Source organism: Halomonas sp. B23F22_3, from assembly GCF_043496965.1.
Classification (GTDB): Bacteria; Pseudomonadota; Gammaproteobacteria; order Pseudomonadales; family Halomonadaceae; genus Halomonas.
Window position 1 is genome coordinate 95,372 of record NZ_JBIEKG010000006.1, and the last position, 18,792, is coordinate 114,163.

Genomic DNA, 18,792 nt, shown 5'->3' on the forward strand with positions numbered 1-18,792 from the left:
AGACGGCAGGAGCGCGGCGGATGGCGAACGACAGGGACGTGGTGCTGACGACCCGGGGGCTGACCCGGCACTACCGCATGGGCGAGGTCACCATCCGGGCGCTGCGTGGCGTCGACCTCGACCTGCACCGCGGCGAGCTGATCGTGATGCTCGGCGCCTCGGGTTCCGGCAAGTCGACCCTGCTCAACATCCTCGGCGGCCTGGACCGCGCCTCGTCCGGCAGCGTTCACTACGGCGACGACGACCTGACCCACGCCTCACAGCGTCGACTGACGGCCTACCGGCGCCATCACGTGGGCTTCGTGTTCCAGTTCTACAACCTGATCGCCAGCCTCACCGCCCGCGAGAACGTCGCGATGGTCACCGACATCAGCCACGACCCGCTGACGCCGGAATCGGCCCTCTCCCGGGTCGGCCTCGAGGATCGGCTCGACCACTTTCCCTCCCAGCTCTCCGGCGGCGAACAGCAGCGGGTGGCGATCGCCCGGGCGATCGCCAAGCGACCCTCGCTGCTGCTCTGCGACGAGCCGACCGGCGCCCTGGATTCGCACACCGGCATCCGCGTGCTCGAGGTGATCGAGACCCTCAATCGCGAGTCCGACACCACCATGGCGATCATCACCCACAACGCGGTGATCGGCGAGATGGCCGATCGGGTGGTGCACCTGCGCGACGGCCGCGTGGAGGGCATCACGGTGCCGAGCCGGCGTCGCCGCGCCGCGGAGCTCCAGTGGTGAGCCCATGAGGGCCCTGCGGCGCAAGCAGCTGCGTGACCTCGGGCGGCTGAAGGGGCAGGCGCTGGCCATCGCCGTGGTGATCGGCGGCGGGGTGATGACGCTGATCCTCGCGGTGACGATGCTCGACGCCCTGACCCGGGCCCAGGCCCGCTTCTATGCCAGCCACCACTTCGCCGAGGTGTTCGCCGACGTCACCCGTGCCCCGCTGAGCCTCGTCGAGGGCCTGCAGCGCCTGCCCGGGGTCAACCTCATCGAGGCCCGGGTGGGCGCCCCGTTGCGCCTCACGGTGCCCGACTTCGAGGACCCGGTGCGCGGCCAGCTGGTGTCGATTCCCGACGGCCGCCAGCCGACGCTGAACCGCCTTCACCTGCTGGCCGGCCAGCTGCCCACGGCCGGGCGCGAGCATCAGGTGGTGGCCAGCGACGCCTTCGCCGCGGCCCACGGGCTCGTCCCGGGCGACCACGTCGAGGCGATCATCGATGGCCGCCGCACCCGCCTGACGCTGAGCGGCATCGCCCTAAGCCCCGAGTTCCTCTACCAGGCCGGTCCCACCGACCTGGTCCCCGACTACCGGCGCTACGCCATCCTCTGGATGAACGAGACGGCGCTGGCCGACGCCTACGGCATGGAGGGCGCCTTCAACCAGCTCTCGCTGACCCTGCAGGCCGGCGCCGACCGGGAGGGCGTCATCGACGCCCTGGACCTGGCCCTCGCCCGTTACGGCGGCACCGGCGCCCGCACCCGACACGACCAGCCGTCGCATCGCTTCCTCGAGGAGGAGCTCGACCAGCAGCGCGCCCAGGCCACGATCCTGCCCACCGTCTTCCTGCTGGTCTCGGCCTTCCTGCTTCACGTGGTCATGACGCGCCTGATCGGCACCCAGCGCCAGCAGATCGCCCTGCTCAAGGCCTTCGGCTATCGCGACGGCGAGCTGGCCCGCCACTATGCCGGGCTTGCCCTGCTGATCGTGCTGCTGGGCTGGGGTCTGGGGGTGGGGCTCGGCGCCTGGAGTGCGCGGTGGATGGCCGGGCTCTACGCCGAGTACTTCCGCTTCCCGGAGATGCACTTCCCGATCCCGCCCTGGGCGCTCGCCCTCTCGCTGCTGCTGGCCGGCCTGTCGGCGCTGGCCGGCACCGGGCGGGCGGTCTGGCAGGCGGTCGGCGCGCCGCCCGCCGAGGCGATGCGCCCGCCGGCCCCGCAGCGCTTCCGGCGCACCTGGCTCGAGCGCTCGCCGCTTGGCCATGCACTCGGCAGCGAGGGGCGCATCGTGCTGCGCCACCTGGCCCGGCAGCCGGCCAAGACGGCGCTCTCGGTGATCGGCATCGCCCTCTCGGCGGGCCTTTTGATGATGGGCGCCTGGCAGATCGAGGCGCTCGACCGGATGCTCGACCGCCAGTACCGGGAGATCCTGCGCATGGACATCGAGCTGACCTTCAACGACCCTACCCCGGAACGGGCCCTGGGCGAGCTTCGCCACCTGCCCGGCGTGCTGGCCGTGGAGCCCTGGCGCCGCGTTCCCGCCACCCTGATCCACGGCCACCGCCGCTACCGCAGCGCCCTCACGGGCCTCGAGGCCACGCCGCGCCTGCGCCCGATCGTCGACGCGGCCGGCAACGCGCGACCGCTGCCCCCGGAGGGCCTGGTGCTGACGCGCTATCTCGGCGAGTGGCTGGGGGTCGGGGTCGGCGATCATCTGGAGGTCGCGATCATGGAGGGCCATCGCCGCCGAGCGTCGCTGCCGGTGGCCGCCCTGGTCGACGAGCCGGTCGGGGTCGGCGCCTACCTGCGTCGCGATCGGCTCAACCGCCTGATGCGCGAGGGCCCCGCCATCGGCGGGGCCTGGCTGCTGATCGACGCCGCCCATCGCGAGGCGCTGATCGCGGCCCTCGACGAGCTGCCGGCGGTGGCGGGTATCGGGCTGATGGGCGAGGCAGAGCGCGGCGTGCGCCGCTATCTGGACGAGACCCTGCAGGTCTTCGCCCTGGTGTTCGTGACCCTGGCCGGCTCGATCGCCTTCGGGGTGATCTACAACAACGCCCGGATCAGCTTCGCCGAGCGCGCCCGGGAGCTGGCCACCCTGCTGGTGCTGGGCTACACCCGAGCCGAGGTCTCGCGCATCCTGCTCGGCGAGATCATGCTGCTGGGGGGGCTCGCCATCCTGCCCGGCTGGGCCGTCGGCGCGGGCTTCTGCGCCCTGCTCAGCGAGGCCTTCAGCAGCGACCTGTTTCGCATTCCGCTGATCTTCACGCCGCGTATCTTCGGCGTCTCGGCCCTCGGCGTGATCTCGGCCTCGGCCCTGGTGGGGGGGCTGATGCTCCGCCGCCTCTGGCGCCTGGATCAGGTCGCCGTGCTCAAGGCGCCGGAATGAACCCGCTCGTCATCATCGTCTGCCCCGGAGTCCGTCATGCCTCGCTCCTCGCCTAGCGCCCTCCTCCGTCGGTGGTTCACCCCGCGCCGCCTGCTCTGGGGTCTGGTCGCCCTCGCCGCGCTGGGCCTGCTGGTCTGGGCCCTGCGCCCGGCCCCGGTCGGCGTGACCACCGCCACGGTGGCGCGCGCGCCCTTCGTGGACGCGGTCGACGAGGAGGGGCGCACCCGCCTTCGCGACACCTGGCACGTCACGGCGCCGATCACCGGCTACCTGCGGCGGGTGATGCTGGAGGTGGGCGATGCGGTCGACCGGGGCCAGGTGCTGTTTCGTCTCGAGCCGAGCCCGGCCCCCGCCCTGGACGCCCGCAGCCGTGAGCAGGCCGAGGACGCCCTGCAGGCCGCCCGGGCCCGGCTCCACGCGGCCGAGGCCAACCTGGAGACGGCCCGGGCCGAGCGGCGCTTCGCCGAGGCCGAGTACCAGCGCTACCGTCGGCTCCACGAGCGCAACCTGGTCTCGACCGCCGACCTGGAGCATCGCGAGAGCCTGCGCGACCGCCAGCGCGCCCTGGAACGCGCCGCCGCCTCGAGCGTCGAGGCGGCAAGCTTCGAGGTGGAGAGCGCCCGGGCGGTGCTGGCGGTGACCAGCGGCCAGCGGAGCCCCGCGGATCAGCCGACCCTCGAGGTGGCCGCCCCGGTGGCCGGCGTGGTGATCGAGCGCTTCCGCTGCTGCGAGGGGACGGTGGACGCCGGCCAGCCGATCCTCGAGATCGGTCGCCTGGCGGACATGGAGATCCTCGTCGATCTGCTCTCGATGGACGCGGTGCGCCTGCGTCCGGGCATGGCGGTGCGCATCACCGGCTGGGGCGGCCAGCCGCTCGATGGCAGGGTGCGACGCATCGAGCCCGCCGGCTTCACCCGCACCTCGGCGCTGGGCGTCGACGAGCAGCGGGTGCCGGTGATCGTCGATTTCGCCCCCGATACCGATCCCGCCGCCCTGGGGCTCGGCAGCGGTTTCCGGGTCGAGGTGGAATTCCTGATCTGGCAGGACGATGACGTGCTCCAGGTGCCCACCAGCGCGCTCTTCCGCGACGATGGCCGCTGGGCGGCCTTCGCGGTCGAGGACGGTCGCGCCCGGCTTCGCCACCTGGAGATCGGCCGCCAGAGCGGACTCGTCAGCCAGGTCCTCGACGGGCTCGACGCCGGGGAGCGCATCGTGACCCACCCGAGCGAGGTGCTCGTCGACGGCGCGCCGGTTCGCGAGGACGCCTGACCCTTGAGCCTCACACCGAGGCTTGCCTGGCGCCGCGCCGGCCGTATCATGGGGCCCCCGACCACCCGACCCGCCAGGAGCCCCCCATGACCGCCGGACCCGACCTCGACGCCCCCGTACTGGTGATCTACACCGGCGGCACCCTCGGCATGGTGCCAGGCCCCCGGGGGCTCACGCCGGGCCATGACATCGAGGCCCGCCTGCGCCGGGCGCTGGCCACCCTGCCCCCGGCCCGTCAGGCCAGCCTGCCCGCCTTCGAGGTGCTCGAGACCGACCGCCCCATCGACTCCAGCAGTGCCACGCCGAGGGACTGGCAGGCGTTGGCCGCGCTGGTGGCCCGCCACTACCGCCGGCATGCCGGCATCGTCATCCTCCACGGCACCGACACCCTGGCCTGGACGGCCTCGAGCCTCGCCTTCCAGCTGCAGGGCATCGATCGCCCGGTGATCCTCACCGGCGCCATGCGCCCCCTGGAGGCCGAGGGCAGCGACGCCATCGCCAACGTCGCGGATGCCCTGCGCTTCGCCGTGACGGCGCGCCTCAAGGAGGTGGCGCTCTGCTTCGCCGGCCAGCTGCTGCGCGGCTGTCGCACCCGCAAGTGGCAGACGCAAGACGCCGCGGCCTTCGAAAGCCCTAACCTGACGCCGCTTGGCGAGCGGGTCGACGACGAGGTGGTGCTCTACCCCGGCCGCGGCCTGGCGGATCACCAGCGCGGCGCACCGCGCTTCGAGCTGCCGGACTATGCGCCGCTGGCGGCGGGCGGCGTGGTCCGCCTGGCCCTGTGGCCCGGTATTGAAGCCTGGCAGGTCGAGGCCTGGCTCGGCGACGAGCGCGTCAAAGGCGCGGTGCTGGAGGTGTGGGGCGGCGGCAACGTGCCGGACGACCCGTCGCTGACCGGGGCGCTGGCCCGGGCGAGCGGAGAAGGCAAGCTGCTGGCCGCGCTGAGCCAGTGCCCCCATGGCGCGGTGGCCTTCGGCGGCTACGCCGCCGGCCAGGGGCTCGAGGACGCCGGCGTGCTCTCGGCCGAGGACATGACCCCCGAGGCCGCCTTCGCCAAGCTGGTCCACCTGCTGGCCCAGCCCCTCGAGGAAAGCGAACGCCGGCGGCGCTTCCTCACGCCGCTGGTCGGCGAGCGTTGACGCGGGTCATGCACGCCGGCGCGTAAATCGCTAAGGTGGGAAGACCCTCATCGGTCAGCAGGAGTCAGTCCATGGAACACCCCGACCACCCCTTCACCGAACTCTTCGAGCAGCTCGGCCTCGCCTCGGATCACGCGGCGATCAAGCGCTTCATCGATCGCCATGCGCCGATTCCCGAGGAGATTGCGCTGCCGGACGCGCCCTGCTGGAACGAGGGCCAGGCGGAGTTCCTGCGCGAGGCCCTTCAGGAGGATGCCGACTGGGCCGAGGTCGTCGATCACCTCGACGCCTCGCTGCGCAAGGGCTGAGGCTCAGACGTCGAGAGCAGCGCCGAAGGCCAGGCCTCACGACACGACGCCGCCCGTCACGATGACGGGCGGCGTCGTTTTAGATCAGGAATAGCGCGTGAGGCGCGGCAACCGCCTAGCGGGGGTGGGGTAGAAGCGCTAGAGCCGCGACTCGACGCGCTCCAGGATCTGTCGGCTCACCTTGCCCACCAGCGGCCTGGCCGCGCGGTTGACGGCCTTCTCCAGCAGCCGATTGCGGATCGTGTAGGTCAGGGTCAGGGCCACCTCGGTGCCGTCCTCGACCGGGGTCAGGCGGTAGCAGCCCCGGTTGTGGACGCCGTCCAGCGACTCCCAGGCCAACACCTCCGGCGAGCGCGCCTCGGTGATGGCGACATCGAAGGTCCAGTCCATCCCCACCGCGTGCACGTGCCAGCGGTAGCGATCCTGGCCCAGCGGCTCGATCGCCTGGATCAGGTCGGAGTAGTCGGCGAAGTCCTCGACCCGCTCGAGCAGGGCGAAGACCCGCTCCGGGGGTGCCTTGAGAATCGCGCTGTGTTCGATGGTCGCCATGACGCTCCCTGTGTGACTGCCAACGGCTCGTTCGCCAATCGTCCCCTACCTTGTCGCCGACGGCCGGGGATGTCCAGCCGCGTGTCGGCTCAGAGGTCGCGCATCAGCAGCGCAAACTCGATGCGCTCGGGCGAGATCGCCTCGCCCGGCACGGGGATGCGCACCACGTGGCCGGAGCCCGGGGCCGCACCCACCGACTCGCCGCGACGGTTCTCGATGTGCTCGAGCACGAAGCGACGGTTGCCGCCGGGCAGCATCAGCTCCATGGAGTCGCCGACCTCGAAGCGGTTCTTGACGTCGATCTCCAGCACGCCGCGATCCGGGTCGTAGGCGGTGACCTCGCCGACGAACTGCTGGTGCACGCCCACCGAGTTGCCCTGCTCGTAGTTCTGGTACTGGTCGTGGACGTGGCGACGGTAGAACCCCTCCGTGTAGCCGCGGTTCGCGAGGTTATCGAGCTCGTCCATCAGGCGCATATCGAAGGGACGGCCGGCCACGGCGTCGTCGATGGCGCGGCGATAGACCTGGGCGGTGCGCGCCACGTAGTAGGGCGACTTGGTGCGCCCCTCGATCTTCAGCGAGGTGACGCCCATCTCGGCCAGGCGCGGCACGTGCTGCACCGCGCGCAGGTCCTTGGAGTTCATGATGTAGGTGCCGTGCTCGTCCTCGTAGACCGGCATCAGCTCGCCCGGCCGGCTGCGATCCTCGATCAGCGCCGAGAGCTCGTCCTGCCCCTCGGTGCCGCCGGCGGTGGCGGTGCTCATCTCGGCACTGCCGCCGCCCGAGGCGATCAGCCCGCCGCCCTGCGCTCCATCCTGACCCGGGGTCCAGATGCCGCTGGCGGCGTGGGCACGGGCCGAGTTGGCCGGCACCAGGTCGCCGCTCTCGTCCTCGGACGCCGCCACGGTGTTGTACTTCCAGCGGCAGGCGTTGGTGCAGGTGCCCTGGTTGGGATCGCGGTGATTGAAGTAGCCGGAGAGCAGGCAGCGCCCGGAATAGGCGATGCACAGCGCGCCGTGGACGAAGGTCTCGATCTCCAGATCCGGGCACTCGGCGCGGATCTGGGCGATCTCCTCCAGCGACAGCTCACGCGACAGGATGATGCGGCTGATGCCCTGCTGCTGCCAGAACCGCGCCGCCGCGTAGTTGACCACGTTGGACTGCACGGAGAGGTGGATCACCTGCTCGGGCCAGCGCTCGCGGATCATCATGATCAGCCCGGGGTCGGACATGATCAGCGCATCCGGCCCGGCCTCGATCACCGGCTCCATGTCGCGCAGGTAGGTCTTGAGCTTGCTGTTGTGGGGCGCGATGTTGGAGGCCACGTAGAACTGCTTGCCCCGCTCGTGGGCGTAGGCGATGCCCTTGTGCAGGTTGTCGATCTTGAAATCGTTGTTGCGCACGCGAAGCGAGTAGCGCGGCTGGCCGGCATAGACCGCGTCCGCCCCGTAGGCGAAGGCGTAGCGCATGTTCTTGAAGGTGCCGGCAGGCGACAGCAGTTCAGGGGCTTTCATGGAATTCACCGTTGTCAGGACGATGGCACCGTCGACGGCCGGGGCCGCGGGGGTGCAAAGGGGTGTGGAAAGGCGCGAAAGTCTAGCAATTGGCAGCGATTCTGGCCAGATACGGCGGCCTTGCGTACACTGTCGCGCGCCGGACCGGACCCCGGCGCCCTCTCCCGCCGCGACACTGGATACGCAGCGGGGGCGACAAATTCTCCGACCAGAGTTTCCGACATGACCCACTCCCCCGATTCCGCCACCGTGGTGATCTACTCCGGCGGCATGGACTCCTTCACCGTGCTGCACCGTGCCCTGCGCGAGGGGCTCGACGTCCACGCCCTCTCCTTCGACTACGGCCAGCGCCATCGCCGTGAGCTCGAGGTGGCCACGCGCGTCTGCCGCGAGCTCGGCGTGCCCCATCAGGTGGTCGACATCACCGCCATCCACGGCCTGATCGACAACTCGGCCCTCACCGACGCCAGCCGCGAGATGCCCGAGGGCGACTACGCCGAGGACAACCTGTCTGCCACCGTGGTGCCCAACCGCAACATGGTGCTGCTCTCGCTGGCCATCGCCAAGGCGGTCAACATCGGCGCCGACCGGGTCGACTACGGCGCCCACGGCGGCGACCACGTGCTCTATCCGGACTGTCGCCCCGCCTTCGTCGAGGCGATGAACGACGTGGCCGGCATCGCCAACTTCGCGCCGGTGACGATCCACGCGCCCTACCTGCGCGCGAGCAAGGCCGAGATCCTCGCCGAGGGCCTGGCCATGGGCCTCGACTACGCCGACACCTGGACCTGCTATCGCGGCGAGGCCCTCGCCTGCGGCCGCTGCGGCAGCTGCCGGGAGCGCCTGGCGGCCTTCGCCGCCAACGACGCCGTCGATCCCCTGGGCTATTCACAGCGGCCCGAACCCGCCGCCGATTTACAGCTGCCCGACCCCACCGCCGATGCGACACGTCCTGACGACGACGCGGGAGAGAGCTGATGTACAGCGTCAAGGAAGCCTTCTACTCGCTGCAGGGCGAGGGGGGCCAGGCGGGTCGCGCCAGCGTCTTCTGTCGCTTCAGCGGCTGCAACCTCTGGTCGGGACGCGAGGCGGACCGCGCCACGGCGGCCTGCCGCTTCTGCGATACCGACTTCGTCGGCACCGACGGCCAGCACGGTGGTCGCTTCGCGGATGCCGCCGCCCTGGCCGACCACCTGACCGCGCTGTGGCCCGATCACAGCGGCGTGGCCACGCCCTACGTGGTGTTCACCGGCGGCGAGCCGCTGCTGCAGCTGGACGAGGCCCTGGTGGCCGCCATGCACGAGCGGGGCTTCGAGGTCGCGGTGGAGACCAACGGCACCCTGCCCGTCCCCAGCGGCATCGACTGGCTCTGCGTGAGCCCCAAGGGCGACAACCCGCTGGTGGTCACCGGCGGCGACGAGCTCAAGCTGGTCCACCCCCAGGCCGAGATCACCCCGGAGCGCTTCGCGCGGCTGGATTTCGCTCACTTCTTCCTGCAGCCGGTGGACACCGATCCCGGTGGCCTCTCGGGCGACACCGTTTCCGACCCCCTGGCCGAGACGGTGGCCTACTGCCTGGCCCATCCCCAGTGGCGGCTGTCACTGCAGACCCACAAGATCGCAGGAGTCGACTGATGACCCTCTTCGTCAACCGCCTCACCCAGCTCGATGCGTCGCTGTGGTGCCCGCGACGCGGCCTCGTCGGCGCGAGCTGGCAGGTCGACGTCGAGCTCGACGGCGAGCTCGGCGAGGACGGCATGCTCTTCGACTTCGGCGAGGTGAAGCCCTGGATCAAGGGCGCAATCGACGCCGGCGTCGATCACACCCTGCTGGTGCCCACCGAGGCGCCGGGCGTGACGCTGCACGACTGCCGGGAGGGCCTCTGCCTGCGCAGCGACACCCCCTACCCGCTGGAGATGCGCGCCCCGCGCCAGGCCATGAGCCTGCTGCCCTGGTCCGAGATAACCCCGGAGCGCCTCGCCAGTCACCTGGCTGACGAGCTGATGCGCCGACCGCCGCCGCGGGTCGACGACATCCGCCTGACCCTGCGCGAGGAGGCGATCGACGGGGCCGCCTACGGCTACAGCCACGGCCTCAAGCGCCACGCCGGCAACTGTCAGCGCATCGCCCACGGCCACCGCTCGCGGCTGCATGTCTGGCAGGAGGGACGACGCCAGCCGGCGCTGGAGGCGCGCTGGGCCGAGTGGCTCAGCGAGCGCTACCTGGTCGACGAGGCGGACATCGTCGCAGACGACGACCCGGGCCTCGACGACCGGCTGACCACTCGCTACCGCGCCGAGCAGGGGCAATTCTTCCTGCGCCTGCCCCGCCGCCGCTGCGCCGTGCTGCCCACCCCCACCACCGTCGAGCAGATCGCCGCCTGGCTGGCCGAGGCCATCGCCCGGGAGAGCGGCCGCGCCACCCGGGTCCAGGCCTTCGAGGGGATCGACAAGGGCGCCATCGCCGAGGCGCGCCCGTGAGCACGCCCCGGTCGCCGGGCGAGTGTCGCCCTGGCTGCGGCGCCTGCTGCATCGCGCCCTCGATCAGCTCGCCGATCCCCGGCATGCCCGAGGGCAAGCCGGCCGGCGTGCGCTGCGTCCAGCTCGATGACGCCAACCTGTGCCGGCTCTTCGGGGATCCGCGCCGCCCGGCGGTATGCGAACGCTTCGACCATGACCCTGAGCTCTGTGGCGACGACCGCGACGAGGCGCTCGCGCGCATCGCGGCCCTGGAGCTCGCCACCTGAGCGTCGAGACGCCCGATCGATCCCGACGCGACAGGAAAGCGCGACGGGCCCGGAACGACGGCGGCGCCTCTCGGGGCGCCGCCGTCGTTCCGGGCTCAATGGCAAGCGTGGCCTGGCTTCAGGAGGAGAGATCCTCGGCGTGGGGCAGGCGACGGTCGAGCAGGCTTCGCCAGCGCATCAGCACCGGGGCATCGCCGTGGCTCACCACGCCCAGCAGGCGACGGAACTCCGCCTGGGCCGCCTCATCACGCGGGTCGATCAGCGTCAGCCAGAGCTCCAGTGATGAGAGCTGCTGGTGCAGGTTGCCGTCCTCCCGGGCATGCTCCAGGGCCTGCTCGGCCAGGCTCTTGACCTCCTCGCGAGAGTGTCCCAGGCGATGCCGGATCCGCGCCAGGTTGAGCGCCAGCTCCGAGACGAACAGCGTGGTGCGCTCGCGGGCGATCATCAGGCATTGATCCAGGTAGTCCTCGGCGCGGGAGAGCTCGCCCAGGGCGACGCAGGCATCCACGTACCAGAGGGCCGGGCGCTGGTAGGGATCGCGCCCGGTCACCTCGGCCAGCTCCTCCAGGGCCGACTCGATCTGGGCCAGGCCATCCCGATCGCCCGCCAGCGCCCGCTGCCAGCCCAGCACGCAGCGCGAGGCCACCTGCCAGAGGTGCAGGTCCGGCGTGCCGGTCAGCTCGAAGGCGCGCTCGGCGCGAGCGGTGGCCAGATGCACGTGGCCCAGCTGACGGTAGAGGGCCGCGGCGTACATCAGCGCCATGGCGAGGCTGCCCGGGTGATTGATGCGCTCGGCCAGGCGGATGGCCGACTCTACCTGCCGCTCCGCCCGCTGGTAGTCGCCGCGCAGGCAGAGCGCCCAGCCCTGGAAGCAAGCCGCGGCCACCTGGGGATGATCGGAGAACGGCAGCCACTCGATCATCATCGAGGCGTTGAGCGGGTCGATCTCCTCGAGGTGGTCGTAGGCCTGGGAGATGCGTCCCGCCCAGTATTCGCAGCTGGCCCGGGCGAAGTCGGCCAGGCGCCGGTAGCGGGGATCCTCCAGGCGATCGGCGAGGCCGGCCAGCCGCGAGGCCAATGAGAAGGCATCGGCATGGGCATGGCGCTGGCTGCAGCCCACCCACAGCCCCCACTTGACCAGGAAGACCTGCTCCAGGTCGCCGCCCTCCTCCGGGCCGCCCGGCTGCTGGGCCAACAGCTCCCGGGCGCGCACGAAGCTCTCGTGGGCGGTGGGCGAGCCATGCCCCTCCAGGGCGAAGGCCGCCTGGCCGCGCACGGTGAGCAGGCTGATCTCGCGCTCCGCCTGATCCTCGACGTGGCGCAGGCTCGCCAGGCCGAAATCGGCCATCTTCAGCGCCGTGCGGTTGGCGCTGACCTTGAGGGCCTCCCGGGCGGCCAGCTCGAAGTAGCGGGCGCCGCGGGCATAGTGGCCGCTGCGCCGCAGGTGGGTGGCGAAGTCGCCGGGATGGCGACTGATCCACATCGGGAAGTGCTCCTCGATCAGGCTGACCACCTGGCGGTGGATGCTCACCCGCACGTCGCGGGGACAGGCCAGGTAGGCGGCCTCCTGGAGCAGCTGATGGGTGAACTGGTACTCTCGCTCGGCCGACTCGCCGTCGGCCGGCTCGATGATCTCCAGGCGGCGCATGTGCTCCAGGGCCGTGGAGAGGCGGCTCATCTCCCAGCCGCTGCACTCGGCGAGGAAGTCGAGGCGGAAGCGGCGCCCCAGCACCGCCGCCACGTGGGCGACCTCGCGGTCGCCGTCGAGCTGGTCGATGCGGCTGGCCAGGAGCCCGAGCAGGCCGTGGGGCAGCTCGTCGAGCTGCACGCTGCGCCCCTCGCGGCGATCCATGTCCACCCGCCGGCAGATCTCCTGCAGGTAGAGCGGCACCCCGTCGCAGCGCTCGATGATCTGGCCACGCAGGCGCGGGCTGAGGTGGATCCGGTAGCGACGCGCGAGCTGCGAGAGCAGCCGGGAGGACTGGGTGGGATCGAGCCGCCCCAGCGAGATCTGCTGGTCCCAGTGCAGCCGTGCCGGCAGTGCCTCGCGGCCATGGTGGCTGGCCACCAGCAGGAAGGGGCAGTTGATCGGCAGCCGCGCCTGCAGGCCGGCCAGCACCTTGAAGGAGGGCTCGTCGAGCCACTGCAGGTCGTCGATCATCAGCACCAGGGTGCGCTGGCGGGTCAGCTCGCCGATCAGGCGGTGCAGCAGCCCCACCACCAGCTCCACGGCCTCGCCGCTCTGGGCCAGCACGGCCATCTCGCGGGGCTCGCGCACGCCGAGCGCCTCCTCGAGCAGCAGCCGCGGGTCGGTGTCCGGCGCCAGCGCCTCGTCGTCGGCCAGCAGGCGGGACACCGCGGCCTCCTCGATGCGCCCGCCCAGGTGCCAGCGCAGCAACTGGCGCGCCACCCCGTAGGGCTCCTGCACGGAGAGCCGGGTGGTCGGCTGCCAGCAGATCGCCGCCTCGCGGCTCTGCTCGAGCTGGCGAAACCCCACCAGCAGCGCCGACTTGCCGAGCCCCGAGGGGCCGCGCACCAGCACGCTCTGACGCAGGCCGATGCCGGCGCGGGCCAGGGCATCGCGCAGCGTACGCAGCGAGGTCTCGCGACCCACCAGGCTCGGCGGCAGCGCCTCGCGTCCGCCTTCGTTCGCGCCGAGCACCAGCGCCCGCAGGCGCACGCGGCCGTCGCTGGCCACCAGGCGCGTGGAGAGCCGCGGCTGCAGGTCCAGGGCCGGCGGCATGTGCTGGCTGGCATCCTGGGAGATCACCAGCTCGCTGCCGCCGGCGGCGCTCATCAGGTCCAGGGAGCCCTGGGTCACCTGCCCCAGCGGATCGACCAGGTGGCGCTCGGGCAGATAGACCACGCGCCCGCTGTCGAGGCCTGCGGCCAGCTCGATGCTGGGCGGCTCGCCCTCGCCGCTCCAGTGGCGCAGCGACTCCTCGGGCAACACCCGGCGGCAGTGTTCATAGAGCGCGACCAGCTCGGCCAGCTGATGGGCCGGGCCGTGGGTGCCGAAGCAGGCCAGACCCAGGCCGCCGGTCGCCCCGGGCAGCCAGAAGCCGCCCAGGTGGTGACACTGCTGTTCGAGCCAGCGCATCAGTTCGACCTGCAGCGCCAGGCAGGCGCGGGCGTCGGCGCGATCCGAGAGATCGGCCTTGAGGCGCAGGCGAATGGCCATCACCGAGAGCTGGCGCTGCTCGATCTCATCCTCGCGCAGCGGCGCGCTGTCCGTGGCCAGGGTCCGCGAGAAGGCGCCGCTGGGACCCAGCGGCGAGCCCTCGGCCGGCGCATCGGACCAGTAGCGGGCGAGCTGCAGGAAAGCGGGTTCGGGCTGCTGGCCAGAGAGCGCCAGCAGCTGCAGGTAGGCGTTGTACTGCTCATGGGCGGCGGCCAGCTGTCCCTGCTCGGCGAGCTGGCGCACCAGGCGTTCGTGGAAGGGGCCATAGCCCGAGAAACGGCTGACCAGCGCCTCCAATACCTCGGCGGGCACCGGCTCATCGCGCTCCAGCACGCCCTCGGCGAAGCGGATCACGCGCTGGCGCCATTCGTTGCGCACCTGCACCAGCCAGCGCTGATACTCGGCGCAACTGGATAGCTGCAGCTCCTCGACCAGATCACCCCGGTAGCAGGCGAGCGCCGCCTCGAGGGTGGCCACCTCGCCGGGGCCGTCGAGCAGGGTCTGCAGGCGGTGCATGTCGAAGCGCCAGGCCTCCGGCAGCCGGAAGGCGATGGTCTGGCGCGAGACCGCCAGCACCCGCTCGGCCTCGTCCCCCAGCGACTGGCGCAGGCAGTGCAAGGCGTGGCGCAGATTGGTGCGCCCCGACGACAGCCCCTGGTCGGGCCACAGCAGCTCGGCCAGGGTGGCCCGGTTGACGGGCTGGTCATGCAGCAGCAGATAGACCAGCAGCGCCTTGACCTTGTCGTAGCTGAACTGGGTCAGGACGTCGTCGCCCAGGTTCAGTGAAAAGTGGCCGAAGAGTGCCAGGTGATCCCGGTCGTTCTCGTATACGTCGTCGGCTGCATCCCGCATGTTGAGCATTCCTGCGTGGCGGAAGTGATGGCCTCAGGCCGGCACACCGCTGTGAAAACGAAAGACCGTGTCCGGCATGGTGACGAGCTCGGCCTCGCGATCGGAAAAGAAGGCGATGCGCGCGTCGATGGGCGCCGGGGCCAGGCGGCGCGCCAGCATCAGATAGTCCTCGAAATGGCGGCCTTCCGACTTAACCAGACTGCGATAGAACTTGGCAAGTTCATCGTCCAGATGCGGGATCAGCCGCGCGAAGCGCTCGCAGCTGCGTGCCTCGATCAGTGCCCCGATGATCAGGATATCGATCAGCCGTTCGGGCTCCTCGCCGCGCACGTGCCGGCGCAGCCCCTCGGCATAGCGCGACGCGCTGATGTGGCGATAGACGATGCCTCGCGCCTCCATCAGCTTGACGACCTGCTCGAAGTGCAGCAGCTCCTCCCGGGCGAGCTGGCTCATCTTGGTCAGCAGCAGCGGCTGGTCCACGTAGCGATAGAGCAGGCTCATCGCCGTGGAAGCCGCCTTCTTCTCGCACTGGGCGTGATCGATCAGCAGCAGTTCGGGGTTGGCGAGCGCCCACGCCACCCAGGCATCCGGGGTGGCACAGGGCAGGAAGGCCAGCAGCTCGGCGGGCAGCAGGTCCTGGCAGGCGGGCAGTTCGAGGGTGTCGGTCGAGGGCATCATGGTGTCGGCAGGTCGGTGGAGTCGAAGGAGGTAGAAAGGCGCCGATCCGCGTCGGCGAGCAGGTCACGGGCGATCGCCGCGTGCAGCGAGACGGCGTCCTGGTGGTCGAGGCCCGCCAGGCCGTAGCGCGTAAGCTCCCGGATGCGGCCGCGGCCCACCCGCAACAGCTCCACGGCCCGGGAGAGCGCCGGCTGATCCTCGCGGAAGCGGATGCGGTGGCGCTGCAGCTGCGTCTCGAGAAGCGCGGCGTCCTCGACCACCAGGTAGCGGGCGGCGACCTCGGCACGCAGCCGGTCGATGTCCGCCAGGCGGGCGCGTCGCTCGCCGCCGCTGTAGGCCGGCCAGTCGCGGATCTCGCTGTCGGTGCGCTGACAGCCGCGACACACCCGGTCGCCCAGGGTGGTCGAACAGACGCCGACGCAGGGCGAGACGATGCGCTCTCCCATGTAACCTCCCGTTGACGTTCAGGTGCATTGGCAAACGATCATGGTACCGCGCAGGGCGGCGCTCTGGCATCCCGAAGTTGCCCCCGTCTTGCACCGCCGACCAAAGTTCAAGGCCTCAACCACGGGCTCAACTTAACATTGTCGACAGTTTCCTCTATCATCTCGGCACCGCTGACACCCTGGCCGATCGGGCGGGTCTGCCGAACCCGTTTCCGTGCCGAAGCGTGCCATTCGTCGATATCTCGACGAGCATCGCCGGCCTTGGCCACCACCACCGATGAGGGTCCCAACGTGCTTGAAGCCTATCGCCAACATGTCGAGGAGCGCGCCGCCGACGGCGTGCCGCCCAAGCCGCTGAACGCCGAGCAGGTCGCCGCTCTGGTCGAGCTGCTGAAGAATCCGCCGGCCGGCGAGGAGGAGTTCATCCTCGACCTGCTCACCAATCGCGTTCCGCCCGGCGTCGATGAGGCCGCCTACGTCAAGGCCGGCTTCCTGACCGCCATCGCCAAGGGCGAGGCCGAGTCGCCGCTGATCGACCGGATCCACGCGGTGAAGCTGCTGGGCACCATGCAGGGCGGCTACAACATCGTCTCGCTGGTCGAGCTGCTGGATGATGCCGATCTGGCAAAAGAAGTCGGCGAGCAGCTCAAGCACACCCTGCTGATGTTCGATGCCTTCCACGACGTGGAAGAGCGCGCCAAGGCGGGCAACGCCGTGGCCAAGGACGTCATCCAGTCCTGGGCCGAGGCCGAGTGGTTCCTCTCCAAGCCGGCGCTGGACGAGAAGATCACCCTCACCGTCTTCAAGGTACCGGGCGAGACCAACACCGACGACCTCTCCCCCGCTCCGGATGCCTGGTCACGCCCGGACATCCCGCTGCATGCCAACGCCATGCTCAAGAACGAGCGCGACGGCATCGAGCCGGAAGTGCCCGGCACCACCGGTCCGCTCAAGCAGATCGAAGCGGTGAAGGCCAAGGGCTTCCCGGTCGCCTACGTGGGCGACGTGGTCGGCACCGGCTCCTCGCGCAAGTCCGCGACCAACTCCGTGCTGTGGTTCTTCGGTGACGACATTCCCAACGTGCCGAACAAGCGCGCCGGCGGCTTCTGCTTCGGCGGCAAGATCGCCCCGATCTTCTTCAACACCATGGAAGATTCCGGCGCCCTGCCCGTCGAGATGGACGTCGAGAAGCTCGAGATGGGCGACGTGATCGACGTCTACCCGTACGAGGGCAAGGTGTGCAAGCACGGCACCGAAGAGGTGCTCACCACCTTCGAGCTCAAGACCCAGCTGATCCTCGACGAGGTGCGTGCTGGCGGGCGCATCCCGCTGATCATCGGCCGCGGCCTCACCGCCAAGGCGCGCGAGTCCCTGGGCCTCGCCCCCTCCGACGTCTTCCGCCTGCCCGAGCAGCCGGCCGACACCGGCAAGGGCTTCACGCTGGCCCAGAAGATGGTCGGCAAGGCCTGCGGCATGGACGGCGTGCGTCCCGGCATGTACTGCGAGCCGAAGATGACCACCGTCGGCTCCCAGGACACCACCGGCCCGATGACCCGCGATGAGCTCAAGGACCTGGCGTGCCTGGGCTTCCAGGCAGACCTGGTGATGCAGTCCTTCTGCCACACCGCGGCCTACCCGAAGCCGGTCGACGTGGACACCCACCACACCCTGCCCGACTTCATCATGAACCGCGGCGGCGTCTCGCTGCGCCCGGGCGACGGCATCATCCACAGCTGGCTCAACCGCATGCTGCTGCCCGACACCGTGGGCACCGGCGGCGACTCCCACACGCGCTTCCCGCTGGGCATCTCCTTCCCGGCCGGTTCGGGCCTGGTCGCCTTCGCCGCCGCCACCGGCGTGATGCCGCTGGACATGCCGGAATCCGTGCTGGTGCGCTTCAAGGGCAAGCGCCAGCCCGGCGTCACCCTGCGTGACCTGGTCCACGCGATCCCCTACTACGCCATCCAGCAGGGCCTGCTGACCGTCGAGAAGTCGGGCAAGAAGAACGCCTTCTCCGGCCGCGTGCTGGAGATCGAGGGCCTCGAGGACCTCACCGTCGAGCAGGCCTTCGAGCTCTCCGACGCCTCGGCCGAGCGCTCCGCCGCGGGCTGCACCATCACCCTGGGTGATGACTCCGTCGCCGACTACCTGAAGTCCAACATCACCCTGCTCAAGTGGATGATCGCCAACGGCTACGGCGACCGCCGTACCATCGAGCGTCGCATCCAGGGCATGGAGGAGTGGCTGGCCAACCCGAGCATGATGCGCGCCGACAAGGACGCCGAGTACGCCGAGGTCATCGAGATCGACCTGGAGCAGCTCAAGGAACCGGTGCTGTGCGCCCCGAACGATCCGGACGACGCCCGCCTGCTCTCCGAGGTCGCCGGCGAGAAGATCGACGAGGTCTTCATCGGCTCGTGCATGACCAACATCGGCCACTTCCGCGCCGCGGGCAAGCTGCTCGAGAAGCAGCCGGCCGGCAGCCTGAAGACCAAGCTGTGGCTGGCGCCGCCGACCAAGATGGACCAGCACCAGCTGACCGAGGAAGGCTACTACGGCATCTACGGCCGCGCCGGCGCGCGCATGGAGATGCCGGGCTGCTCGCTGTGCATGGGTAACCAGGCGCGTGTAGCCGCCAAGAGCACCGTGGTCTCCACCTCGACCCGCAACTTCCCCAACCGCCTGGGCGACGGCGCCAACGTCTACCTGGCCTCCGCGGAGCTCGCGGCCGTGGCCGCGGTCGAGGGTCGCCTGCCGAGCGTCGACGAGTATCGCCGCTACATGGGCGAGTTCGATGCCATGGCCGGCGAGATCTATCGCTACATGAACTTCCACGAGATCGAGGAGTATCAGAACGCCGCTTCCAACGTGATTCCCGTCGCCCAGGAAGCCTGATACCCTCACAGTCGACTCCGATGCTCGCAACATCGAAGGCCGCCGCTCGCGGTGGCCGGAGCCGATGACAGAAGCGCCCCTCCGGGGCGCTTTTTTTGTGTCAGGATGAAT

The 18,792-nt window shown here is 70.5% G+C and carries 15 protein-coding genes; 10 read left to right on the top strand and 5 right to left on the bottom strand.

Annotated elements, in window-relative coordinates:
• The first annotated feature begins 20 nt into the window (after positions 1–20).
• The 5 genes from ACGTNG_RS14805 to ACGTNG_RS14825 all read left to right on the top strand — a co-directional run bounded on the left by ACGTNG_RS14805 (position 21) and on the right by ACGTNG_RS14825 (position 5,821).
• Positions 21–737, top strand: a complete 717-nt coding sequence (locus tag ACGTNG_RS14805; RefSeq protein ID WP_394797294.1) for an ABC transporter ATP-binding protein — start codon at positions 21–23, stop codon at positions 735–737.
• A 4-nt stretch (positions 738–741) separates the two neighbouring features.
• The gene (locus ACGTNG_RS14810; RefSeq protein ID WP_394797295.1) at positions 742–3,105 is read left to right on the top strand and encodes an ABC transporter permease; all 2,364 of its coding nucleotides are present in this window, start codon (positions 742–744) and stop codon (positions 3,103–3,105) included.
• A gap of 36 nt (positions 3,106–3,141) precedes the next feature.
• Positions 3,142–4,374: an efflux RND transporter periplasmic adaptor subunit gene (locus ACGTNG_RS14815; protein ID WP_394797296.1), complete on the top strand. Its 1,233-nt coding sequence runs from the start codon at positions 3,142–3,144 to the stop codon at positions 4,372–4,374.
• Positions 4,375–4,460: 86 nt separating this feature from the next.
• Positions 4,461–5,513 (top strand): asparaginase, encoded by a 1,053-nt coding sequence (locus ACGTNG_RS14820; RefSeq protein WP_394797297.1) that lies wholly within the window; start codon positions 4,461–4,463, stop codon positions 5,511–5,513.
• Between the two features lie 71 nt (positions 5,514–5,584).
• On the top strand, positions 5,585–5,821 hold the full coding sequence (locus tag ACGTNG_RS14825; RefSeq protein WP_315585083.1) for a DUF2789 domain-containing protein: 237 nt from the start codon (positions 5,585–5,587) through the stop codon (positions 5,819–5,821).
• A 138-nt stretch (positions 5,822–5,959) separates the two neighbouring features.
• Here ACGTNG_RS14825 and ACGTNG_RS14830 read toward each other — a convergent pair whose 3' ends face one another.
• Both ACGTNG_RS14830 and trhP read right to left on the bottom strand, forming a co-directional pair.
• On the bottom strand, positions 5,960–6,370 hold the full coding sequence (locus ACGTNG_RS14830; protein ID WP_394797298.1) for an SRPBCC family protein: 411 nt from the start codon (positions 6,368–6,370) through the stop codon (positions 5,960–5,962).
• An 89-nt stretch (positions 6,371–6,459) separates the two neighbouring features.
• Entirely contained in the window at positions 6,460–7,884 is a 1,425-nt protein-coding gene (trhP, locus tag ACGTNG_RS14835) for a prephenate-dependent tRNA uridine(34) hydroxylase TrhP (RefSeq protein ID WP_394797299.1), read from the bottom strand.
• A gap of 222 nt (positions 7,885–8,106) precedes the next feature.
• Here trhP and queC point away from each other — a divergent pair, with 222 nt between their 5' ends.
• Genes queC through ACGTNG_RS14855 form a run of 4 tightly spaced genes read left to right on the top strand, consistent with a single transcriptional unit; the run spans position 8,107 to position 10,629 of the window.
• Positions 8,107–8,862, top strand: a complete 756-nt coding sequence (queC, locus tag ACGTNG_RS14840; protein WP_394797300.1) for a 7-cyano-7-deazaguanine synthase QueC — start codon at positions 8,107–8,109, stop codon at positions 8,860–8,862.
• Positions 8,862–9,518: a 7-carboxy-7-deazaguanine synthase gene (gene queE / locus ACGTNG_RS14845; protein WP_394797301.1), complete on the top strand. Its 657-nt coding sequence runs from the start codon at positions 8,862–8,864 to the stop codon at positions 9,516–9,518. Before queC ends, queE begins: the two co-directional genes overlap by 1 nt.
• A complete protein-coding gene (locus ACGTNG_RS14850; RefSeq protein ID WP_394797302.1) occupies positions 9,518–10,363 on the top strand; it encodes a 6-carboxytetrahydropterin synthase in 846 nt (281 codons plus the stop codon). The genes queE and ACGTNG_RS14850 overlap by 1 nt, the downstream gene beginning before the upstream one ends.
• Positions 10,360–10,629, top strand: coding sequence for a YkgJ family cysteine cluster protein (locus ACGTNG_RS14855; protein WP_394797303.1), 270 nt, complete (start codon positions 10,360–10,362; stop codon positions 10,627–10,629). The genes ACGTNG_RS14850 and ACGTNG_RS14855 overlap by 4 nt, the downstream gene beginning before the upstream one ends.
• 118 nt (positions 10,630–10,747) lie before the next feature.
• Here ACGTNG_RS14855 and ACGTNG_RS14860 read toward each other — a convergent pair whose 3' ends face one another.
• Genes ACGTNG_RS14860 through ACGTNG_RS14870 form a run of 3 tightly spaced genes read right to left on the bottom strand, consistent with a single transcriptional unit; the run spans position 10,748 to position 15,786 of the window.
• On the bottom strand, positions 10,748–14,662 hold the full coding sequence (locus tag ACGTNG_RS14860) for an ATP-binding protein (protein WP_394797304.1): 3,915 nt from the start codon (positions 14,660–14,662) through the stop codon (positions 10,748–10,750).
• Between the two features lie 33 nt (positions 14,663–14,695).
• Positions 14,696–15,337, bottom strand: coding sequence for a MiaE family protein (locus ACGTNG_RS14865; RefSeq protein WP_394797305.1), 642 nt, complete (start codon positions 15,335–15,337; stop codon positions 14,696–14,698).
• Positions 15,337–15,786, bottom strand: coding sequence for a DUF1289 domain-containing protein (locus tag ACGTNG_RS14870; RefSeq protein ID WP_394797306.1), 450 nt, complete (start codon positions 15,784–15,786; stop codon positions 15,337–15,339). Before ACGTNG_RS14870 ends, ACGTNG_RS14865 begins: the two co-directional genes overlap by 1 nt.
• A gap of 291 nt (positions 15,787–16,077) precedes the next feature.
• Between ACGTNG_RS14870 and acnB the strand changes: the two genes are divergently transcribed.
• Positions 16,078–18,681 carry a bifunctional aconitate hydratase 2/2-methylisocitrate dehydratase gene (gene acnB / locus ACGTNG_RS14875; RefSeq protein ID WP_394797527.1) on the top strand — a complete coding sequence of 868 codons (2,604 nt, stop codon included), beginning with the start codon at positions 16,078–16,080 and terminating at the stop codon, positions 18,679–18,681.
• Positions 18,682–18,792 lie beyond the last annotated feature (111 nt).

Excerpts from the sequence above, each read along its gene's own strand:
- trhP (WP_394797299.1), bottom strand. The coding sequence starts at position 7,884 with ATGAAAGCCCCTGAACTGCTGTCGCCTGCCGGCACCTTCAAGAACATG.
- ACGTNG_RS14850 (WP_394797302.1), top strand. The coding sequence starts at position 9,518 with ATGACCCTCTTCGTCAACCGCCTCACCCAGCTCGATGCGTCGCTGTGG.
- ACGTNG_RS14830 (WP_394797298.1), bottom strand. The coding sequence starts at position 6,370 with ATGGCGACCATCGAACACAGCGCGATTCTCAAGGCACCCCCGGAGCGG.
- ACGTNG_RS14815 (WP_394797296.1), top strand. The coding sequence starts at position 3,142 with ATGCCTCGCTCCTCGCCTAGCGCCCTCCTCCGTCGGTGGTTCACCCCG.
- queC (WP_394797300.1), top strand. The coding sequence starts at position 8,107 with ATGACCCACTCCCCCGATTCCGCCACCGTGGTGATCTACTCCGGCGGC.
- ACGTNG_RS14805 (WP_394797294.1), top strand. The coding sequence starts at position 21 with ATGGCGAACGACAGGGACGTGGTGCTGACGACCCGGGGGCTGACCCGG.
- ACGTNG_RS14870 (WP_394797306.1), bottom strand. The coding sequence starts at position 15,786 with ATGGGAGAGCGCATCGTCTCGCCCTGCGTCGGCGTCTGTTCGACCACC.
- ACGTNG_RS14810 (WP_394797295.1), top strand. The coding sequence starts at position 742 with ATGAGGGCCCTGCGGCGCAAGCAGCTGCGTGACCTCGGGCGGCTGAAG.
- ACGTNG_RS14860 (WP_394797304.1), bottom strand. The coding sequence starts at position 14,662 with ATGCGGGATGCAGCCGACGACGTATACGAGAACGACCGGGATCACCTG.
- ACGTNG_RS14865 (WP_394797305.1), bottom strand. The coding sequence starts at position 15,337 with ATGCCCTCGACCGACACCCTCGAACTGCCCGCCTGCCAGGACCTGCTG.
- queE (WP_394797301.1), top strand. The coding sequence starts at position 8,862 with ATGTACAGCGTCAAGGAAGCCTTCTACTCGCTGCAGGGCGAGGGGGGC.
- ACGTNG_RS14825 (WP_315585083.1), top strand. The coding sequence starts at position 5,585 with ATGGAACACCCCGACCACCCCTTCACCGAACTCTTCGAGCAGCTCGGC.
- ACGTNG_RS14820 (WP_394797297.1), top strand. The coding sequence starts at position 4,461 with ATGACCGCCGGACCCGACCTCGACGCCCCCGTACTGGTGATCTACACC.